General features: G+C 30.7%; 17 protein-coding genes. 11 read left to right on the forward strand and 6 right to left on the reverse strand.

Annotation, left to right across the window (positions count from 1 at the left end):
- Positions 1-83: 83 nt before the first annotated feature.
- Positions 84-830: a DeoR/GlpR family DNA-binding transcription regulator gene (locus SOR60_RS06130; protein ID WP_154539579.1), complete on the reverse strand. Its 747-nt coding sequence runs from the start codon at positions 828-830 to the stop codon at positions 84-86.
- A 142-nt stretch (positions 831-972) separates the two neighbouring features.
- Between SOR60_RS06130 and SOR60_RS06135 the strand changes: the two genes are divergently transcribed.
- The 6 genes from SOR60_RS06135 (at position 973) to nagB (ending at position 7,004) form a co-directional block, all read left to right on the forward strand.
- Positions 973-1,662, forward strand: coding sequence for a ribulose-phosphate 3-epimerase (locus tag SOR60_RS06135; RefSeq protein ID WP_154539577.1), 690 nt, complete (start codon positions 973-975; stop codon positions 1,660-1,662).
- A complete protein-coding gene (gene hxlB / locus SOR60_RS06140) occupies positions 1,652-2,209 on the forward strand; it encodes a 6-phospho-3-hexuloisomerase (protein ID WP_154539575.1) in 558 nt (185 codons plus the stop codon). The genes SOR60_RS06135 and hxlB overlap by 11 nt, the downstream gene beginning before the upstream one ends.
- A 10-nt stretch (positions 2,210-2,219) precedes the next feature.
- On the forward strand, positions 2,220-4,076 hold the full coding sequence (locus SOR60_RS06145) for a PTS mannitol transporter subunit IICBA (protein ID WP_176269541.1): 1,857 nt from the start codon (positions 2,220-2,222) through the stop codon (positions 4,074-4,076).
- Between the two features lie 511 nt (positions 4,077-4,587).
- Complete coding sequence (locus tag SOR60_RS06150) at positions 4,588-4,857, forward strand: ACT domain-containing protein (RefSeq protein ID WP_154539571.1); 270 nt, start codon at positions 4,588-4,590, stop codon at positions 4,855-4,857.
- A gap of 2 nt (positions 4,858-4,859) precedes the next feature.
- The gene (locus SOR60_RS06155) at positions 4,860-6,215 is read left to right on the forward strand and encodes a PFL family protein (protein ID WP_320595499.1); all 1,356 of its coding nucleotides are present in this window, start codon (positions 4,860-4,862) and stop codon (positions 6,213-6,215) included.
- Positions 6,216-6,281: 66 nt separating this feature from the next.
- Positions 6,282-7,004: a glucosamine-6-phosphate deaminase gene (gene nagB, locus SOR60_RS06160; protein ID WP_154539567.1), complete on the forward strand. Its 723-nt coding sequence runs from the start codon at positions 6,282-6,284 to the stop codon at positions 7,002-7,004.
- A gap of 45 nt (positions 7,005-7,049) precedes the next feature.
- Here nagB and SOR60_RS06165 read toward each other — a convergent pair whose 3' ends face one another.
- From SOR60_RS06165 to SOR60_RS06180, 4 genes are all read right to left on the reverse strand, one after another.
- Positions 7,050-7,535, reverse strand: coding sequence for a hypothetical protein (locus tag SOR60_RS06165; protein ID WP_320595500.1), 486 nt, complete (start codon positions 7,533-7,535; stop codon positions 7,050-7,052).
- A 191-nt stretch (positions 7,536-7,726) separates the two neighbouring features.
- The gene (locus SOR60_RS06170) at positions 7,727-8,257 is read right to left on the reverse strand and encodes a sigma-70 family RNA polymerase sigma factor (RefSeq protein ID WP_154539563.1); all 531 of its coding nucleotides are present in this window, start codon (positions 8,255-8,257) and stop codon (positions 7,727-7,729) included.
- A gap of 210 nt (positions 8,258-8,467) precedes the next feature.
- Positions 8,468-8,698 carry a DUF2922 domain-containing protein gene (locus SOR60_RS06175; RefSeq protein ID WP_320595501.1) on the reverse strand — a complete coding sequence of 77 codons (231 nt, stop codon included), beginning with the start codon at positions 8,696-8,698 and terminating at the stop codon, positions 8,468-8,470.
- Between the two features lie 14 nt (positions 8,699-8,712).
- On the reverse strand, positions 8,713-8,895 hold the full coding sequence (locus SOR60_RS06180) for a DUF1659 domain-containing protein (protein ID WP_320595502.1): 183 nt from the start codon (positions 8,893-8,895) through the stop codon (positions 8,713-8,715).
- Positions 8,896-9,029: 134 nt separating this feature from the next.
- Here SOR60_RS06180 and SOR60_RS06185 point away from each other — a divergent pair, with 134 nt between their 5' ends.
- The 3 genes from SOR60_RS06185 to SOR60_RS06195 are packed head-to-tail and all read left to right on the forward strand — an operon-like array spanning position 9,030 to position 11,638.
- Complete coding sequence (locus SOR60_RS06185; protein ID WP_154539557.1) at positions 9,030-9,941, forward strand: class C sortase; 912 nt, start codon at positions 9,030-9,032, stop codon at positions 9,939-9,941.
- The gene (locus SOR60_RS06190; RefSeq protein WP_154539555.1) at positions 9,928-10,806 is read left to right on the forward strand and encodes a class C sortase; all 879 of its coding nucleotides are present in this window, start codon (positions 9,928-9,930) and stop codon (positions 10,804-10,806) included. Before SOR60_RS06185 ends, SOR60_RS06190 begins: the two co-directional genes overlap by 14 nt.
- Positions 10,781-11,638 (forward strand): class C sortase, encoded by an 858-nt coding sequence (locus SOR60_RS06195; protein ID WP_176269540.1) that lies wholly within the window; start codon positions 10,781-10,783, stop codon positions 11,636-11,638. Before SOR60_RS06190 ends, SOR60_RS06195 begins: the two co-directional genes overlap by 26 nt.
- A 310-nt stretch (positions 11,639-11,948) precedes the next feature.
- Here SOR60_RS06195 and SOR60_RS06200 read toward each other — a convergent pair whose 3' ends face one another.
- On the reverse strand, positions 11,949-13,190 hold the full coding sequence (locus SOR60_RS06200) for an aminopeptidase (RefSeq protein ID WP_320595503.1): 1,242 nt from the start codon (positions 13,188-13,190) through the stop codon (positions 11,949-11,951).
- 70 nt (positions 13,191-13,260) lie between these two features.
- On the opposite strand from SOR60_RS06200, the gene pepF reads away from it, so the two are divergent.
- Together pepF and SOR60_RS06210 are read left to right on the forward strand one after the other, a co-directional pair.
- Positions 13,261-15,060 (forward strand): oligoendopeptidase F, encoded by a 1,800-nt coding sequence (pepF, locus tag SOR60_RS06205; RefSeq protein ID WP_320595504.1) that lies wholly within the window; start codon positions 13,261-13,263, stop codon positions 15,058-15,060.
- A 497-nt stretch (positions 15,061-15,557) separates the two neighbouring features.
- A complete protein-coding gene (locus SOR60_RS06210) occupies positions 15,558-16,232 on the forward strand; it encodes a CPBP family intramembrane glutamic endopeptidase (protein WP_320595505.1) in 675 nt (224 codons plus the stop codon).
- Positions 16,233-17,163 lie beyond the last annotated feature (931 nt).

Raw genomic sequence — 17,163 nt, forward strand, 5'->3', positions numbered from 1 at the left:
AATTCCTCCTGGTTAGTTTTTCTTTACCCTAATCAGGAGGTTTCTATACACAAAACTTTCAACAGTCTCGATAGTTTAATTATTTAAATTACCTTTTCAATAAATTTTCTATATTTTTTCTTAAACTTATCTTCCCAATTAGATGTTATAAGATAAGTTATATCCTTTAAGTTCGTATGCTTGTAATTGCTCACAGTTTCAAGCTTATCCTTTGTAACCATACATAAGACATCTGTAGAAATATCACTCATTTTCTTTTTTATGACAGACTCTTCAAAGGTATTTACACTTACACCATATTCGAGATTAATATTGTAAACTCCCATTATATAAATGTCTGGAACAAAGTAATCAAGTTCTTTTAGGGTCATTGGTCCGAAATTACTCATAGTTCTTTTGTCATAGTCTCCACCCAAGACTATACACTCTATATTCTTGTGGTTGTTAAGACTCACTGCTATAGGTATGGAATTTGTAATAATCTTACACTTAAAGTCTAGAGGAATTTGATTTATAAGGGTGTTGTTTGTAGTTCCACCATCTATAACTATAAGGGAGTTCTCCTTTATAAATGGAAGTGCTTTTTTAGCCATGATTTTTTTTTCTTCCTGACCAATCTTCGATCTATATTCAAAATTGGTAATCTTTGGTCCAATCTTTAAAGCTCCACTGTGAACCCTTTTAAGTTTTCCTAAATTATCTAATTCTTTTAAATCTCTTCTAATAGTGTCCTCTGAAACGTCAAACCTTTTACTTAGCTCGCTTGCTATAACCTTGTGTTCAACTTCGAGAATCTCAATAATCTTTTCTTGTCTTTCAGCTTTTAACATATATTCTCCTAATAAGAATTTACCTAGATTATCTAAAAAATCAAGCAAACATGCAAAAAAATACAGGAAAATGCTTGACAATGCGTGTTTACGATGGTAATATAAGATAAAACAGCATAAACACGCAAAAAAAGGAGCACAAATGAAGACTTTACTATCACCATCCATAATGTGTGCTAACTTATTAAATCTTGAAAAAAGCATTGATGAGCTTAAAGAATCAGGCTTTGATAGGCTACACATAGATGTTATAGATGGAGCTTTTGCCCCATCTATGCCACTTGGACTTGAAACAATAAAAGAAATTAGAAAATATACTGATATGTATATTGATGTTCATATAATGAGTGTCAACAACGAATACTTTATAAAAGAGATGATTAACTTAAATGTTGATAGGATTAGCTTCCATGAAGAAACATCAGTTCATGTCCAAAGATATATAGATATAGTAAAAAATGCAGGCATAGAAGTAGGAGTTGCCCTTACACCTGCGAGGGATGAAAGTGTTCTAAAATACGTAATAGACCAACTAGACTCTGTCTTAATTATGATGATAAATCCAGGCTATGCAACAAACAAAAATGAAGGGCAAATAAAATATGGTCTAGAGAAGATTAAAAATATCAAAGAAATGATTGATAGATCAAACTCTAAGGCAAAAATACAACTAGATGGAAGGGTAAGTACTGATAAGTTTAATGACTATATATCATATGGTGCAAGAGACTTGGTTTTAGGTTCAAAAAGTTTGTATAAGAAAGGCTTAAATCTTAAGGAAAATAGGGAAAACATCATAAAAAGTATAAAGGAGGCAGAAAATGGACTTTAAAGAATCTTATGGAATTATTTTGGGTGAGTTATCCAACTTATTTGAAAAAATTGATGAAAAACAAGTTGATGAGTTAATAGAAAAAATTAATAAGTCTGAGAAGGTATTTTTTGTAGGTGTAGGAAGAGTTAAGCTTTCACTTGAGGCTATAGCCAAAAGGCTATCCCACCTTGGTGTAAGCTGTCATGTAGTTGGGGAGATAACAGAGCCTGCTATTTCTGAAAACGATTTGCTTATAGTAGGTTCAGGAAGTGGAGAAAGTCTCTATCCTTTAAGCATAGCAAAAAAGGCAAAAGAGATAGGAGCAATGGTTTGTTACATAGGTTCAAACCCTAATTCAAGCATGAAAGAATATACTGATATCATGCTTAGGATACCAACAAATACTAAATTAAATCTAAAAGATGAGCTTCTAAGCAAGCAACCTATGACAAGTTTGTTTGAACAAGCGTTATTAATACTAGGTGATTCTATAGCTTTGAAAATAGTTAATGACAAAAATATCGATATGGTCAAACTATGGCAATACCATGCAAATCTTGAGTGAGGAGTAAGAAATGTCAGAAAAAATATCAATTAGAGGAAGAGTTCAGTCATTTGGTGGATTTCTAACAAATATGGTCTTACCAAACATAGGCGCCTTTATAGCTTGGGGTCTTGTAACAGCCCTATTTATCGAATCAGGTTGGTTTCCAAATAAAAAATTGGCAGGCCTTGTTGCTCCATCAGTTAAATACCTCCTACCATTACTTTTAGCAAATACTGGCGGAACCATGGTAGGTGGAAAAAGGGGTGGAGTACTAGGTAGCATAGCAACAATGGGACTTATAATAGGAGCCGAAATACCAATGTTTCTAGGGGCCATGATAATGGGACCTCTTGGTGGATATATCATGAAAAAAGTAGATTCATTACTTGGAAATAAGATTAGGTCTGGTTTTGAAATGGTAGTTAATAACTTTGCTATTGGTATTTTAGGCTTTATCCTAATGATTCTATCTTATTTATTTATAGGACCACTTATAGAATCGTTAAATATTCTAATAACAAAGGCAATCGAAGTATTAGTATCAACAGGATTTTTACCTTTACTTTCAGTGATAAATGAACCAGCTAAAGTGTTATTTCTCAATAACGTAATAGATCAAGGTATCTACTACCCATTAGGTATGCAAGAAACCCTTGCTACAGGAAAATCCATATACTTCATGGTGGCATCAAATCCAGGACCAGGTCTAGGACTTTTACTAGCATATACCCTTTTTGGCAATGAATCAGCTAGAAAATCAGCACCAGGAGCTATAGTAATCCACTTTATAGGTGGTATCCACGAGCTATACTTTCCATATGTATTGATGAAACCTATCACAATAATAGCAATGATTTTAGGTGGAATGTCAGGAACCTTTATCTTTAACCTACTAGGAGTTGGATTAACAGCGGGACCATCACCAGGTTCAATCATCTCCTACCTTGCCCTAACCCCAAGAGGAAACTACTTTGGAGTTATATTAGGAGTTTTTGTAGCAACTCTTGTAAGTTTCTTAGTTACATCATTAATTCTTAAAGCTAGCAAGGAAAGCGAAGAAAATATAGGAAAATATGAAGCTCAAACTAAAGAAATGAAACAAAATAAGAAAATCACAGGAAAAATTAGTAAAGTTGCCTTTGCTTGTGATGCTGGAATGGGTTCATCTGCCATGGGAGCATCAAGATTTGCAAAAATGCTAAAAGATAACAACATAAACAGTATTCAAGTTAAAAACTTTACCATAGAAGAAGTTCCAAGTGATTATGATGTAGTTGTATTACACAAAAACCTGTATGACAGGGCAAAAAGAAAACTTGGAAATTATAATATTATAACAATAGAGAATTATCTTAATGATGTCAATTTAGATAGGTTATTATCCGAAATTAAAAATCAAGAAGGCAAGTATTATGAAAGCTTTGAAGAAAAGAAAATGAAAAATAAAACTTATAGGCAAATATTAAAAAAAGAAAATATAATCCTTGATGAAACATTTGTTAGTAAGGAAGAAGTTATAAAGAAAGTTCAAGAACTTATGGAAAAATCAGGTTATGTAGATAAGGAATATGAGGCTGGTATGCTTCAAAGAGAAAAGGAAGCTCCAACTCACTTTGGTATAGGTCTTGCCATACCTCATGGGACTAGTGAAACTAAAAAATCTATAAAAAAATCTGGAATAGTTGTTATAGTTAGTAAAAAAGGAGTAGATTGGGACGGAGAGCTTGTAAAACTAATAGTAGGAATAGCTGGAAAAGACGATGACCACATAGGAATACTAGCAAACGTAGCAAATAAAATCAATGCAGAAGAAGTAGTAAATAATCTTGTAGAAAATGCAAATAGAGACGAAATCTACGAAATCCTAACAAAAGAGAATAAATAAGAATTTGAAAAAAGACAAATTTTTATTGCAGAGAGTAAATTAATGAATAAAGCTAATAAGTTTTTCTTTACTATATAATTAATTTAGATATAAAGGGACTTTCCTTTACTATTTACTTAAGTTAAAGTAATGTTCTGTTCTTTAACTAGATGTAAGAAGTTTTGTGTATAATAAATTTCAAAGTACTTTGTCTACAGAAAAGCTGCCAAATGGCAGTTTTTTATTGTACACTTAAGTTAGTTGAGCAAATGGAATATAGTAAAGCAAAAAACATCTGCTATGCGGGTGGGGGAAAGCTTTAGATTCAAGTGCACCAAAACAAATTCTCTTTAATTATTATAGGCATATGCATAATTAAAATGAGATTTTTTAATAAGAATAGTTTATAACATGGGACAAAAGGGATGTTCATTTTGTCCCTTTAATAATGGGTCTAAAAAGCTTGTTTTAAATTTCACTTTATTATGCTAAAATAGTTCTAGTAGAAACTTTGGAAAAATAGGAGAATATTATGAAAGCAATTTTGACAGTGATTGGAAATGACAAACCGGGTATTGTATATAAGGTTTCTGAACTACTTTTTAAGTTCAATATCAACATCCTAGATTTTAGTCAAACTATTATGGATGATAAGTTTGTTGCTATTTTAAATGTTGACTTAAAAGAGTCTAATGATTCTTTTGAAAATGTAAATAAGGCTATAGGGAAGCTTTCTAAGGAGATTGGCCTTGATTTAAGGCTCCAAAACGAAGAACTTTTTGATAAGATGGCAAGGATTTAGTTATGGATACTAAGCAAATTATTGAAACAATAAAGATGCTTGACCAAGAGCATTTGGATATTAGAACTATTACTATGGGAATCAACCTTCTTGATTGTGCCGATAGTGACTATAAGAAATCAACCCAAAAAATCTATGAAAAGATGATGAAAGAATGTGAGAATTTCACTGAAACTACCAAAAAAGTATCAGAGATATATGGAGTTCCTATAATAAATAACAGAATTTCAGTAACACCTATTTCCTTAGTTGCAGCAAGCTCAGCTTTGGATGATTATACGATATATGCAGAAGTTCTTGATAAGGTGGCAAAAGATGTTGGAGTTGATTTTGTCGGTGGTTTTTCTGCCCTTGTTCAAAAATCTATGACAAAATCTGATGAAATTTTGATAAATTCTATTCCACACGCCCTTTCAACTACTGATTATGTTTGTTCATCTGTAAATGTAGGATCTACAAGAGCAGGTATTAATCTTGATGCAGTTAAGCTTATAGGAGAGAGAATTAAAGACTTAGCCAAACTTACCAAAGACCAAGATTCTCTAGGTTGTGCAAAGTTTGTAGCCTTTGCTAATGCAGTTGAGGACAATCCATTTATGGCAGGATCTTTTCTTGGGGTAGGAGAGGCTGATACTGTTATAAATGTTGGTGTATCAGGACCTGGAGTTGTCAAGGCTGCTATTGAAAAAGATAAGAAAAAACCAATAAATGAGGTCTATGAAACTATCAAAAAGACTGCTTTTAAGATTACAAGAATGGGAGATTTAATTGGTCGTGATGTAGCTAAAAGACTTGGCAAGGAATTTGGAATCCTTGACTTATCCTTAGCACCTACCCCAGCTATTGGAGATAGCGTAGGAAGAATACTTGAAGAGATAGGAATAGAGCATGTTGGGGGACATGGAACAACAGCAGCTCTTGCTATGCTAAATGATGCAGTAAAAAAGGGAGGTCTTATGGCATCATCATCTGTTGGAGGACTTTCAGGAGCTTTTATTCCTGTAAGTGAGGATGAAGCTATGATTAAGGCGGCAGATGCAGGACATTTGACCTTTGATAAACTTGAAGCTATGACAAGTGTATGTTCTGTGGGACTTGACATGATAGCAATCCCTGGAGATACTGAGGCTTCTACTATATCAGCTATGATTTTAGATGAGGCAGCAATTGGTGTTATTAATCAAAAAACAACAGCAGTAAGAGTAATTCCTGTCTATGGCAAAAAGTGTGGTGATTATGCCGAATTTGGTGGGTTATTAGGTTATGCTCCAATTATGGATATAAGACAGTCTTCTTCAGCTGATTTTATAAATCGTGGTGGAAGAATACCAGCTCCAGTTCATTCATTTAAAAATTAGCATTTAAAAAAAACCAATAACCAGTAAAATATAAAAAGAAACAAACAAATAAAGAAAGGATTTTATATGAAAGTTATAGTAAGTGATTCATATGAAGAGATGAGCAAAAAGGCAGCAGACTTATTTAAAAGCCTTTTAGTAGAAAAGCCACAATCAAAATTAGGACTTGCAACAGGTTCAACACCAGTTGGACTTTATGAAAATTTAGTAAAAGCACAAAAAGATGGAGAAATATCTTTCCACTGGGCTAAGTCAGTAAACCTTGATGAATATGTAGGAATTGACCCAAAAAATGAACAATCTTATCAATATTTTATGGATGAAAACTTATTTAACAAGGTAAATATTAAAAAAGAAAATACCCACCTACCAAAGGCTGATACAAATGACGAAAAATATGCTAAAGAATATGACAAAGTTCTTGATGAAATGGGACCTAGAGATATTCAAATACTAGGACTTGGAAACAATGGACATATAGCCTTTAACGAACCAGCTGACAAACTTAACAAAAGAACATCTATAGTTAAGCTTACAGATGAAACTATAAAGGCAAATTCAAGATTTTTTAAATCAGAAGAAGATGTTCCAAAATACGCAATATCAATGGGAATGGCAGATGCTTTCAATGCAAAAACCATAATTGTACTTGCAAGTGGAAAAAATAAGTTTGATGCTGTAAAGAAAATTATAGAAGATGATAAAATTGACACAAATTTCCCAGCAAGCCTACTACACCTTCACCCAAATTGCTATTTATTTGTAGATAAAGAAGCATATGAAGGATAAATATTATCTAAGATTTCAGGCTCCCTTTTTGAGGGAGCCTGTTTTTTAAAAATCAAGTATATTAAGACTTTGATAAAGCTCAAGCCTTTTTTTAAAATTAGTAGATTCTTTAGCTAAGGCCATGTACATCACCTTACTTGCATGGTTAAAATTATTTTTTAAGGACTTATCCTTATTAAGACTTGAAAGAGTAGACCCATTTTTGAGAAAAATAGTAGAATCTTTGATATTTTCAACATAAAAGGCATTTACAAAAGCTCTCCTAAGATTATCATGGTCAGTTTCATTTATCTTAAAGGGAAAAAATATATTGAAGGAATCAATAAAATAAGGTAAATTCCTTGAAACTTTCAAGATATCCTTCATTCTTTTGTGCATAAGTTTTACAGAAATAGCCCTTTTGGCACACAAATGTTTCAAAAAAAGTTCACATGATCTCTTATCTTTTACAATATGAGATGTATAATAGACCTCACAACCAATACCAAAACCTTTGATTTCAATAGGTAAGATGGCGATAATATTGTCCATAAAGCCTCCTTTCCCCACAGAAGAAAGTCTTCTCTAGACATTAAGTGTACTATATTTCATCTTATTAGTCAATTATTGGCTTGTTTTATATCTTAATAAAAGAATTTCCGATGAAACTATTTTAATGAAATCAAAAAATCAATTATAAGCTTTAATTCCTCTATTTAGAACTTATGAAATTTTATAAAAAACTAAAAATTTTCTAAAATCTCTTCTTCACGTAAAATCCTTCTTAGCTTATATATAATATCACCATGAATATTAGTTACGGTTTTAGGGCTAATATTTAATAAACTTCCTATCTTCTTGTGGGAGAAATTTTTGTTGTATTTTAGATAGATTATATCTCTTTGTCTTTTGTTAAGCTTTTTTATTGCATCATTTAATACTTTTATTTCGACATTTTTAATCAAATCTTTCTCTATGTCTATATTATCTTTAAGATTTTCTATTAGTTCTATTCCCTTTTTATCTTTATCATTTAGGGATATTGCCTCTTTCTTTTTACTCATATCTAGAAAGTAATAATATAGTCTATATTTTATATAGCCTCCAAATTTTCCTCTTTTTTCATCATAGTCTTCCACTATATTAAGGATAAAGTCATAAGCTTTGATATAGGCTTCATTCCTATCATAGATTGGAAACTTGTTTATAGTGCTTATGATAAGTGGTTTGTACTTTCTTATAATCGCATCCAAGTTTTCTATACATATTTTCATAAAATTTCCTTACTGCGATCGCTATTTATTTGTCGACATACTTAGTCTATAGGAAATTTATATAAAAGTTTAATTTGCTAAAGTCCTTTTAGGACTTTATTATTTGCCTAAAAGAACTTTAAGGTTAAAATAATAGACCTTAAATTCCATTAAGACTGATAAGTTTTATTTAAATTTAGTATTTAAAAAGCTGGCCTAAGCCAGCTTTACTTAAATTATTTCATTTACATTGATTTCGTCTCTTGAAACTCTTTCTATATAGGCTTTGTCAACTTTACTTACCTTGCCATCTTTTGTTTCTATTACCTTGCTTTCTATAATCTTATCCATAGCAGTCCTTACTTCTTGATTGTTAAGGTCTGCTTTTGGATAGTCAACTGATATGGTCTTTGACTTATTGAAGTCATCCTTAAATCCTAATTTTAATTTTCTATTTTCCATTTTTTACTCCTTCCTTATATTTCTTCACTTGTTATTTTTTCTACTGTATAAGCAGTAATGTCAGTAAGTGACATGTAGGCTTGGGCAAAGTTTTTAAGATTTTCATTACTTAATGCTTCATTTAAATTTGAAAAAGTTCTAGAAATCTTTTTTTCTTCTGCACCATCATTGATTTTAAACAATATTCTAATTTTCATATCTTATCTCCTTTCACTTATAGATAGAGCAGAAGAAGAAAATGTCCTGAAATTATATATTTACAAAAATTCTTTATTAAAATTATCAAGTAGTGTAAGATATAATAAACAAGGACTTTAAAATAGGTGATTTAATGAGTAAGAATAAAAAAAAGAAAAAAATTACATTAAAAGATATATTATGGAAGCTGATATTTCTAATAGGGATATTGGTTCTTCTTTATCCTATAATATCAAGATGGTACTATACCTTAGATTCAAAGGAACAAGTAGAAATATTTAACCAAGGTAAGTCAAAGATTGATAAGGAAGAAATAGATAGAAGAATTGGTCTTGCAAAAGCATATAATGATGCTCTATCAGGAGTTGTACCGGAAGATCCATTTGCTAAGGAAAAACAAGAAGCTGGCAAGAGGGAGTACGCAAGAATGCTCGAAGTAGAGGAAATGATAGGTCATATAGAAATACCAAAGATAAATCAAGACCTACCCATCTATGCAGGAACTAGTGAAGATGTATTACAAATTGGTGTAGGCCACCTTGAAGGAACCTCTCTTCCTATAGGTGGAAACAACACTCATACAGTCCTTACAGCCCATAGAGGTCTACCAGAAAAGACTCTATTTACAAATATTGACCAACTTAAAATAGGAGATAAGTTTTATATACATAATATTAAAGAAACCCTTGCCTATCAAGTTGATCAAATCAAAGTAATAGAGCCTACAAACTTTGAAGATCTTATGATTTTTCCAGGGCATGATTATGCAACCTTACTTACTTGTACTCCTTTTATGATAAATTCACATAGACTTTTAGTAAGGGGTCACAGGGTAGAATATGTAGAAAGTGTAGATGAAGAATTGATTAAAGAAGCCAAAACCAACTGGATCTTTAGGATTCTATTCTTTATAGCCCTTATTATTATAATAATTCTCCTATTTAGAATAAGAAAACTAAGGAAAGAAAATAATAAGACAAGTAAAAAAATTGATGAAATCAAAAACCAAATAGAAAATTTAGGTAAAGATGATGAAGTTAAGTAAAAAAGACATAAGAAGAAATCTACCTTTTTTACTCATATTCCTAGTGGGTTTTCTTATCTTCTCCTATCCTTTTATAAGCCAAAAATTCTACGAGATAGAGGCCAAAGATGAAATCATAGAATTTAAAAAGGCTAAGGATGATGTAAGCAAAGAAGACCTAGAAAAAAGGATGGAATTAGCGAGAGTTTACAACCAAACCTTAGATCCATCTATAATCTCTGACCCTTATGATGAAAAGGTAAAAGAGGCTAAGGCCGACTATGCAAGAATGCTTGAAGTCCATGAGATGTTAGGGCATATTGAAATACCAAAAATTGCAGTAGATATCCCAATATATGCAGGAACAAGCGATGATGTTCTTGAAAAGGGAGCAGGTCACCTTGAGGGAACTTCGCTTCCTATAGGGGGAGATTCCACCCATACGGTAATCACAGCTCACAGAGGCCTTCCTAACGCAGTCTTATTTAGGTATCTTAATCAACTTACAGAGGGAGATATTTTCTATATCCACAATATAAAAGAAACTTTAGCCTACAAGGTGGATAAAATTCAAGTAGTAGAGCCTACTAACTTTGATCCTATTTTAGTAGTTGATAAAAAAGATTATGCAACCCTTCTTACCTGTACACCATATATGATAAATTCACATAGGCTTTTAGTAAGAGGAGAAAGAATAGATTATGCTCAGGCAATAGATGATGGTAGTGCCAACACCCCAAAGATAAGACCAGACTTCTACCAACTATTTTTAGTTCTTATCCCTATACTTTTATTTACCATTCTAACCTATATTAGAGAAAAACATCGTCAAAAAAAGATGAACATGGAGGTAAAAGATATTGAAGAAAGACTCAAAGAAAAATAAGAAAATATTTGGCTATATAATAATACTTCTAGGTCTTATAATACTAGCCTTTCCTATTGCAAAAAGATTCTACTCCGACATAGAAAACAAAATGGTCTATGAAAAAGTATTGAAATCTCAAGCAGAGGAAGATAAAGAAATCCTAGACGAGGTAGAAAAAAGAGCTATAGCATACAATGAAACTATAAAAGATTCTGACATATCAATGACAGATCCATTTGAAGTAGGGGACTTCGGGTCTAAATCAATTCTTGATAATCCAGATGATATATTTGCTTATATAGAAATACCAAAACTTGGAAAAGTAATTCCAATTTATCTAGATGCAAGCTATGACCATATAGCCTGGGGATTGGGACAAGTATCAGGTTCATCAATCCCGGTAGGAGGAGAATCAACACGTTCAGTCCTTGCAGGCCATAGGGGATGGTGGGCAGATACCATGCTCTTATATGCAGATGATTTGGTAAATGGAGATTTAATTTATATAAAAAGAGCTGATAGGACTCTAACATACAAAGTATTTTCAAAAGAAGTAATTGGTCCTTTTGATTGGGAAAGCTTAAGAATAGAAAAGGGAGAAGATATAATAACCCTTCTTACCTGTCATCCATTTTTTTGGCCAAGGCCAAATAGGCTTTTGGTAAATGCAAGAAGAGTAGAAGATGAAAAAAATCCTACAGAAAATCAAAAGACAGAAAAAATTGAAGTAAGTGAGAATGTAAAGATAACAAATTATATTTATGTAGGATTTATGATTATAGATTTTATTCTTATTATTTTTGTGGTAAGTAGGATAATAAAACTTATAAAAAATCGAAAAATTAGCTGAAAATCTAAGTCAAGCTATATAAAAAGTAGATGAATTTAAAAAGTTCATCTACTTTTTATATTAAATACATATATTAATAATCTAGGAAATATATTACATAAAAATAATAGTAGCTAAATACCAATAATTGTTAGTTTATCGATAATTTTATAATGAATTAATCTTTAAAAACCATTACAAATTACTTTATGACGATTTGGTATCAAATATCAATTAAACTTTTTTGAAATTTTCTAAGACTAACTTACAATCATGAAAAGATAGAAATTCGCTATTTTTTAAAAAAGAACTTCAGTTTTTATTCTTAAGTTTATTTAGCCCAATTTCCATCTTTAAATATTTGATATTCTCTTCCATCTTTGTAGGCCTTTATATCTAGATCTTTTGCTCCAACCATGAAGTCTTCATGGATTAAAGAATCATTTAGACCTATGGTGTGCAGATCTTCGTCAGCTACTTCTGTACCACCCTTTATAGTAGTAGGATAGGCCTTACCTAGGGCGAAATGGCATGAGGCATTCTCATCAAAAAGTGTATTAAAGAATAAGACATTGGATTCATTTATTGGAGAATGATATGGTACAAGGGCGATTTCTCCAAGTCTTTTAGCATTTGGGTCGGATTCTAGCATTTCCTTTAAAGTATCATACCCAACTTCTGCCTTAAAGTCTACTACAAGTCCATCCTTAAAGGTAAATTCAAACTTATCTATAATCACGCCATTATATACAAGTGGTTTTACTGCAACAAGTCTTCCATTTACTCCATCATATTGAGGAGAGGTGAAAACTTCTTCTGTTGGTATATTTGGCAAGAAAGTATCTCCCTTTTCATTTCTTGATGATGCTGACATCCATATATGATTTTTAGGAAGTTTTACCCTAAGGTCTGTTCCGTTAGAAGACTTGTAGCAAACTTCATCGAACTGATGAGCATTTAAAAAGTTTGCCTTCTCATTCAAAAGTTCTATATGGTCTTGCCAATTCTTTTTAGTATTATCCCAGTCTTCATCTATACGACTTACGTCAAAAATTAATTCCCAAAGCTTATCTACTGCTTCATCTTCTTTTAGTTCGGGAAAAATTTTCTTAGCCCATTTCTTGGTAGGATAGGCTATAACAAGCCATGAAACCATATCGTTCATAGTATATTTTACAAAGTCTTTAAGCTTTAAAGAATTCTCCCTTACAGCCTCAGCTATCTTTTTTTGATCCAAATTTTTTAATAAATCTGGGTCATCTCCAATAATTGAAATCCTATTAGACCTATGTTTTTCTAGTTGATAGATATTTTTTTCTATTATATAGTCTGGAACTTCATTTAAAGTTTTTTGATTTTGGTATGTGTAGTCAAGCTTTATGATTTCTTCATCTTTCCAATTTATGCTAACCTTACGAGCCCCACTCTCATAAGCATGTTTTGTGATAATTCTTGCAAGAGAGGGATCCTCTATAGAAGAATTTATCAAAACATCTTCACCATCTTGAACATTTACACCAAATTCTACTGCAAGTTTTGCATAATTTTCTAATTTTTTTAAATTTATAGTCATAATACCTCCGTTTTTTTCATTATACTCCTTTATAAGGGTATAATGGAATATAGATAGTTAGGAGGAAATTATGAAAAAAAGAAGTGAAGTTGATGTAAAAGAAACTTGGAAATTAGAAGATATATTTGAAAATGACAAAGCTTTCTATGATGAATTAGAAAACACCCTAAAATTAAGTGAAGATTTCAAAGAAGAATTTAAAGAGATAGACTCTAGTGAAAAATTAAAAAGGGCCTTAAAGAGTCTATCAGATATAGTGGCAAGACTTCATAGGTTAGGATCTTTTGCTGGAATCTCAACAGAAGTTGATGCAAACGACCCACATCCTCAAAAAAGATATGCCAAATTTGGTACTATATCTAGTGATATAGGATCAAATCTTACATTTTTTGATGGACTATTGACAAAAATTGATGAAGATATAGTAAATAAAACTAGAAAAGAAAATCCAGACTATGACTATTACCTTAAAAAAATCCTAGATAAAAAGGACCATATTCTAGATGATAGTGCAGAAGAAGTTTTATCAAAACTTGCCCCAACATTTGATGCACCTTATGGTGAATATTCTTCCATGCGTTATGGAGATATAAAAGTAGATCCAATTGAAGTTGATGGTAAGAAGATAAATCTTAATCACAACAACTTTGAAGAATACTTCGAGGCTGATAAAAACACAGAAGTAAGAAGAAAAGCCTTTAGAAACTACCACGATGCCCTTAGAAGATATGAAAGAGGAAATGGTGCTATCTATAATACTCAAGTGCAAAATGAGAAAATAGTATCGAAACTTAGAGGCTTTGATTCTGTAATTGATATGCTTTTATCCTACCAAGATATACCAAGAGAAATCTATGACAATCATATAGACACAATTATGGCAAAACTTCCAAAATATATGAGAAAGTATGCAAATATCATCAAAAAAGTCTATAAATTAGATGAAATGACTTATGCAGACCTTAAACTTTCCATTGATTCAGGATTTTCTAAAGAAATTGAAATAGAGGAAGCGAGAGATTATATAATTGATGGTCTAAAAGTTTTGGGAGATGATTATGTAGAAATGCTTAAGAGAGCATTTTCAGAAAGATGGATAGACTATGCAGAAAATGAAGGCAAAAGAACTGGAGCCTTCTGTGATACTCCTTACGGAGTTCACTCCTATATCATGACAACCTACAACAAGGACATGAGTCAAGTAATGACCCTTGCCCACGAGCTAGGACACGCTGGACACTTTGAAAATGCCAACAAAAATCAAGACGCTCTAAACACTAACGTATCAATGTATTTTGTAGAAAGTCCATCAACCGCCAATGAAATCACTATGGAAAGATATCTACTAAAAAACGCCAAAGATGATAAGCAAAAACTTTGGGTATTGGATACAATGATTTCAAAAACCTATTACCACAACTTTGTAACTCACTTTTTAGAGGCAGCTTTCCAAAGAGAAGTCTATGAAAGAGTAGATAAGGGAGAAAGTCTATCAAGCGATGACTTAAACCAAATCTTTAGAGAAAAACTAGAAGAGTTCTGGGGAAGTGATGTCAAACTTGTAGATGGATCTGAACTTACATGGATGAGACAACCTCATTATTATATGGGACTTTACCCATATACCTACTCAGCAGGACTTACCATAGGAACTCAAGTTTCAGAAAAGTTAATCCATGGAGATAAGGAAGATATAAAAAGATGGAGAGAAGTTCTAAACTTAGGCTCAACTCTAAGTCCAATGGATCTTGCTAAAAAAGCAGGAGTAGATATGACAAACACCAAGGCCCTAGAAGATACAATTGACTTTATAGGTGAAATAATAGACAAAATAGATGAGCTTTGCCAAAAAATTGGACTATATGAATAATTGCAAATAAAATAAGGTATTAAAATACTGTAAAGAGGGGATCTTCCCTTCTTTTTTTGTGCCTTGATATATATTATAGCAATATAGAAATGTAGATTTTATTATGATAAGAAATAAAGAAAAATAAGAATAGCATTAAATATATTGAACATACTTTGAAAGTGGTCTTATATATTATTAAATCCAAGTTTTAAGGTAAAATATAATGAGATAATTAAGGAAAATATTAAAGATATTAATAACAAAGACATAAAATCTTAATATGAAGAGATAATAGCTAGAAACTTAGAAAGAACTAAAAGTAATATATTAAAAAATAATAATTGTACGATAGAATTTAAGTATGAATATTTTTAGATTTTCTTTTCAAAATGTGTCAATTATCAAAAAAACATTAGTGAGTTTGATTATAATGATAAATACAAGAAAATATAAAAATAGCTAATCAATAAAATTTAGGGTAAATATCTAGTATTAACGAAAATGAAAGGGGTATTATGAAATATTTATCAAAAAGATTTATAGGAAAATATAGGATAATTGGACTTATTCTTTTAATTTTACTTATATTATTTGGCTCAACACCTGCTATAACTAGTATAATGATGGGAATGAGTAGAGATATAGTTTTTATTATAACAGTAGGATACGCTCTTTTTACCTTAATTTTCTATCTTATTTTTTATAGAAGACACCAAAACAAGATGGGGGTATTAAACACTTTAAAAGTTCTAGTGGTAGGCTTTGTATCAATTCTTACATTATCTTATTTATTAGGTATGATATTTGGATCAAATGCTTCTATATCACAAAACCAAGAAGCCATAGAAAATATGTTAGCCTTAAACTTTTCACCAGCTCTTATAGCCTACATGGTACTACTTGCTCCAGCTGTAGAAGAATACACATTTAGGGAGTATTTACCTGGTATAATTAGAAAAATCTTTAAAAAAACTGACCAAAACCTAAGAGATATTATATCCCTTATACTTGCAAATATAGTATTTGCCCTAATGCATATTCCTACAGATCTTTACTCATTTTTAGTCTATTTTTCTCTAGGTTTTGTCCTAGTTATGGTTAGGTACCTTACAAATAGTCTAAGACTTTCAGCCTATCTTCATAGCCTATGGAACTTAACATCAGTAGTTATTTTATACTTTGCCTTGTAAAAAGGAAGACCTTCCTCAAATTTTGGGGAAGATCTTCTTTTTGATTATGGTAATTAACGAATAATATAGAAATCATATAAGTCCTAAAATATATTCGATAATTTACACCATTATTATAGCAAAAATTTAGAATTTTTGCATATAAATATTTACTTTAATTAATAAAGTTAGTTCACAAGAAAATCAGATGATAAATAAAAATATTGCAATTTCATTTTAATAATATAGTCATATTGTTAAAAATATGATATAATGAAAAAATACTAAAAGGTATAAAATAATTAAAAGATATATTTACAAGATATATAGATATTAGAAAGATAGGAAACAATGAAAAAATAAAATTTAATGAGTGTCTAATAAAGGTGAGAAGAGGAGTATTCTGACTATGATTTTGATTATATGCTTATTAGGATAAATGAAAATTTTTGTTATACTATTGACTTGATTTCTCTAAGAATATATTAAGAAAGATTTAATTTATTTTGATACATAATAGGATAAGGCTTTTATTCTATAAGTTGACAAGATAAAGATAAATTCCTTTAATTCAAGTTGATATATTTAGTAAAGTAGGTAAAAATATTATAAAAATCATAGCAAATATATTCTTATACTTTATAAAAAGTTAAAAGATTGGGCAATTTCTCTAACTATTATACATACAAATAATACTGAAAAACTAGGTGTGGATAATTAAGAATATGTAAGAAGCTAATAACTTTACATATAAATTATTAATTGTATCTTAAAGATAAGGATAGTTTTATTGAGTGTTAAATTTGTATAAAGAAGATATTAAACTATTCATAATTTTCAATAAGATTTATTAAAAGATAGTTTTTTTTAAGCTTTTATTGAAAAAATATGAAATGATAATGAATTTTTTCGCTAAATTAATTGAATTAAAGACCTTACAATTATATAATTA

Origin of the sequence: Anaerococcus porci (assembly GCF_034090325.1) — a bacterium.
Lineage (GTDB): Bacteria > Bacillota > Clostridia > Tissierellales > Peptoniphilaceae > Anaerococcus > Anaerococcus porci.

Excerpts from the sequence above, each read along its gene's own strand:
- pepF (WP_320595504.1), top strand. The coding sequence starts at position 13,261 with ATGAAAAAAAGAAGTGAAGTTGATGTAAAAGAAACTTGGAAATTAGAA.
- SOR60_RS06165 (WP_320595500.1), bottom strand. The coding sequence starts at position 7,535 with ATGGACAATATTATCGCCATCTTACCTATTGAAATCAAAGGTTTTGGT.
- SOR60_RS06185 (WP_154539557.1), top strand. The coding sequence starts at position 9,030 with ATGAGTAAGAATAAAAAAAAGAAAAAAATTACATTAAAAGATATATTA.
- SOR60_RS06135 (WP_154539577.1), top strand. The coding sequence starts at position 973 with ATGAAGACTTTACTATCACCATCCATAATGTGTGCTAACTTATTAAAT.
- SOR60_RS06200 (WP_320595503.1), bottom strand. The coding sequence starts at position 13,190 with ATGACTATAAATTTAAAAAAATTAGAAAATTATGCAAAACTTGCAGTA.
- SOR60_RS06175 (WP_320595501.1), bottom strand. The coding sequence starts at position 8,698 with ATGGAAAATAGAAAATTAAAATTAGGATTTAAGGATGACTTCAATAAG.
- SOR60_RS06210 (WP_320595505.1), top strand. The coding sequence starts at position 15,558 with ATGAAATATTTATCAAAAAGATTTATAGGAAAATATAGGATAATTGGA.
- SOR60_RS06180 (WP_320595502.1), bottom strand. The coding sequence starts at position 8,895 with ATGAAAATTAGAATATTGTTTAAAATCAATGATGGTGCAGAAGAAAAA.
- hxlB (WP_154539575.1), top strand. The coding sequence starts at position 1,652 with ATGGACTTTAAAGAATCTTATGGAATTATTTTGGGTGAGTTATCCAAC.
- SOR60_RS06190 (WP_154539555.1), top strand. The coding sequence starts at position 9,928 with ATGAAGTTAAGTAAAAAAGACATAAGAAGAAATCTACCTTTTTTACTC.
- SOR60_RS06170 (WP_154539563.1), bottom strand. The coding sequence starts at position 8,257 with ATGAAAATATGTATAGAAAACTTGGATGCGATTATAAGAAAGTACAAA.
- SOR60_RS06130 (WP_154539579.1), bottom strand. The coding sequence starts at position 830 with ATGTTAAAAGCTGAAAGACAAGAAAAGATTATTGAGATTCTCGAAGTT.
- SOR60_RS06145 (WP_176269541.1), top strand. The coding sequence starts at position 2,220 with ATGTCAGAAAAAATATCAATTAGAGGAAGAGTTCAGTCATTTGGTGGA.
- nagB (WP_154539567.1), top strand. The coding sequence starts at position 6,282 with ATGAAAGTTATAGTAAGTGATTCATATGAAGAGATGAGCAAAAAGGCA.
- SOR60_RS06150 (WP_154539571.1), top strand. The coding sequence starts at position 4,588 with ATGAAAGCAATTTTGACAGTGATTGGAAATGACAAACCGGGTATTGTA.
- SOR60_RS06155 (WP_320595499.1), top strand. The coding sequence starts at position 4,860 with ATGGATACTAAGCAAATTATTGAAACAATAAAGATGCTTGACCAAGAG.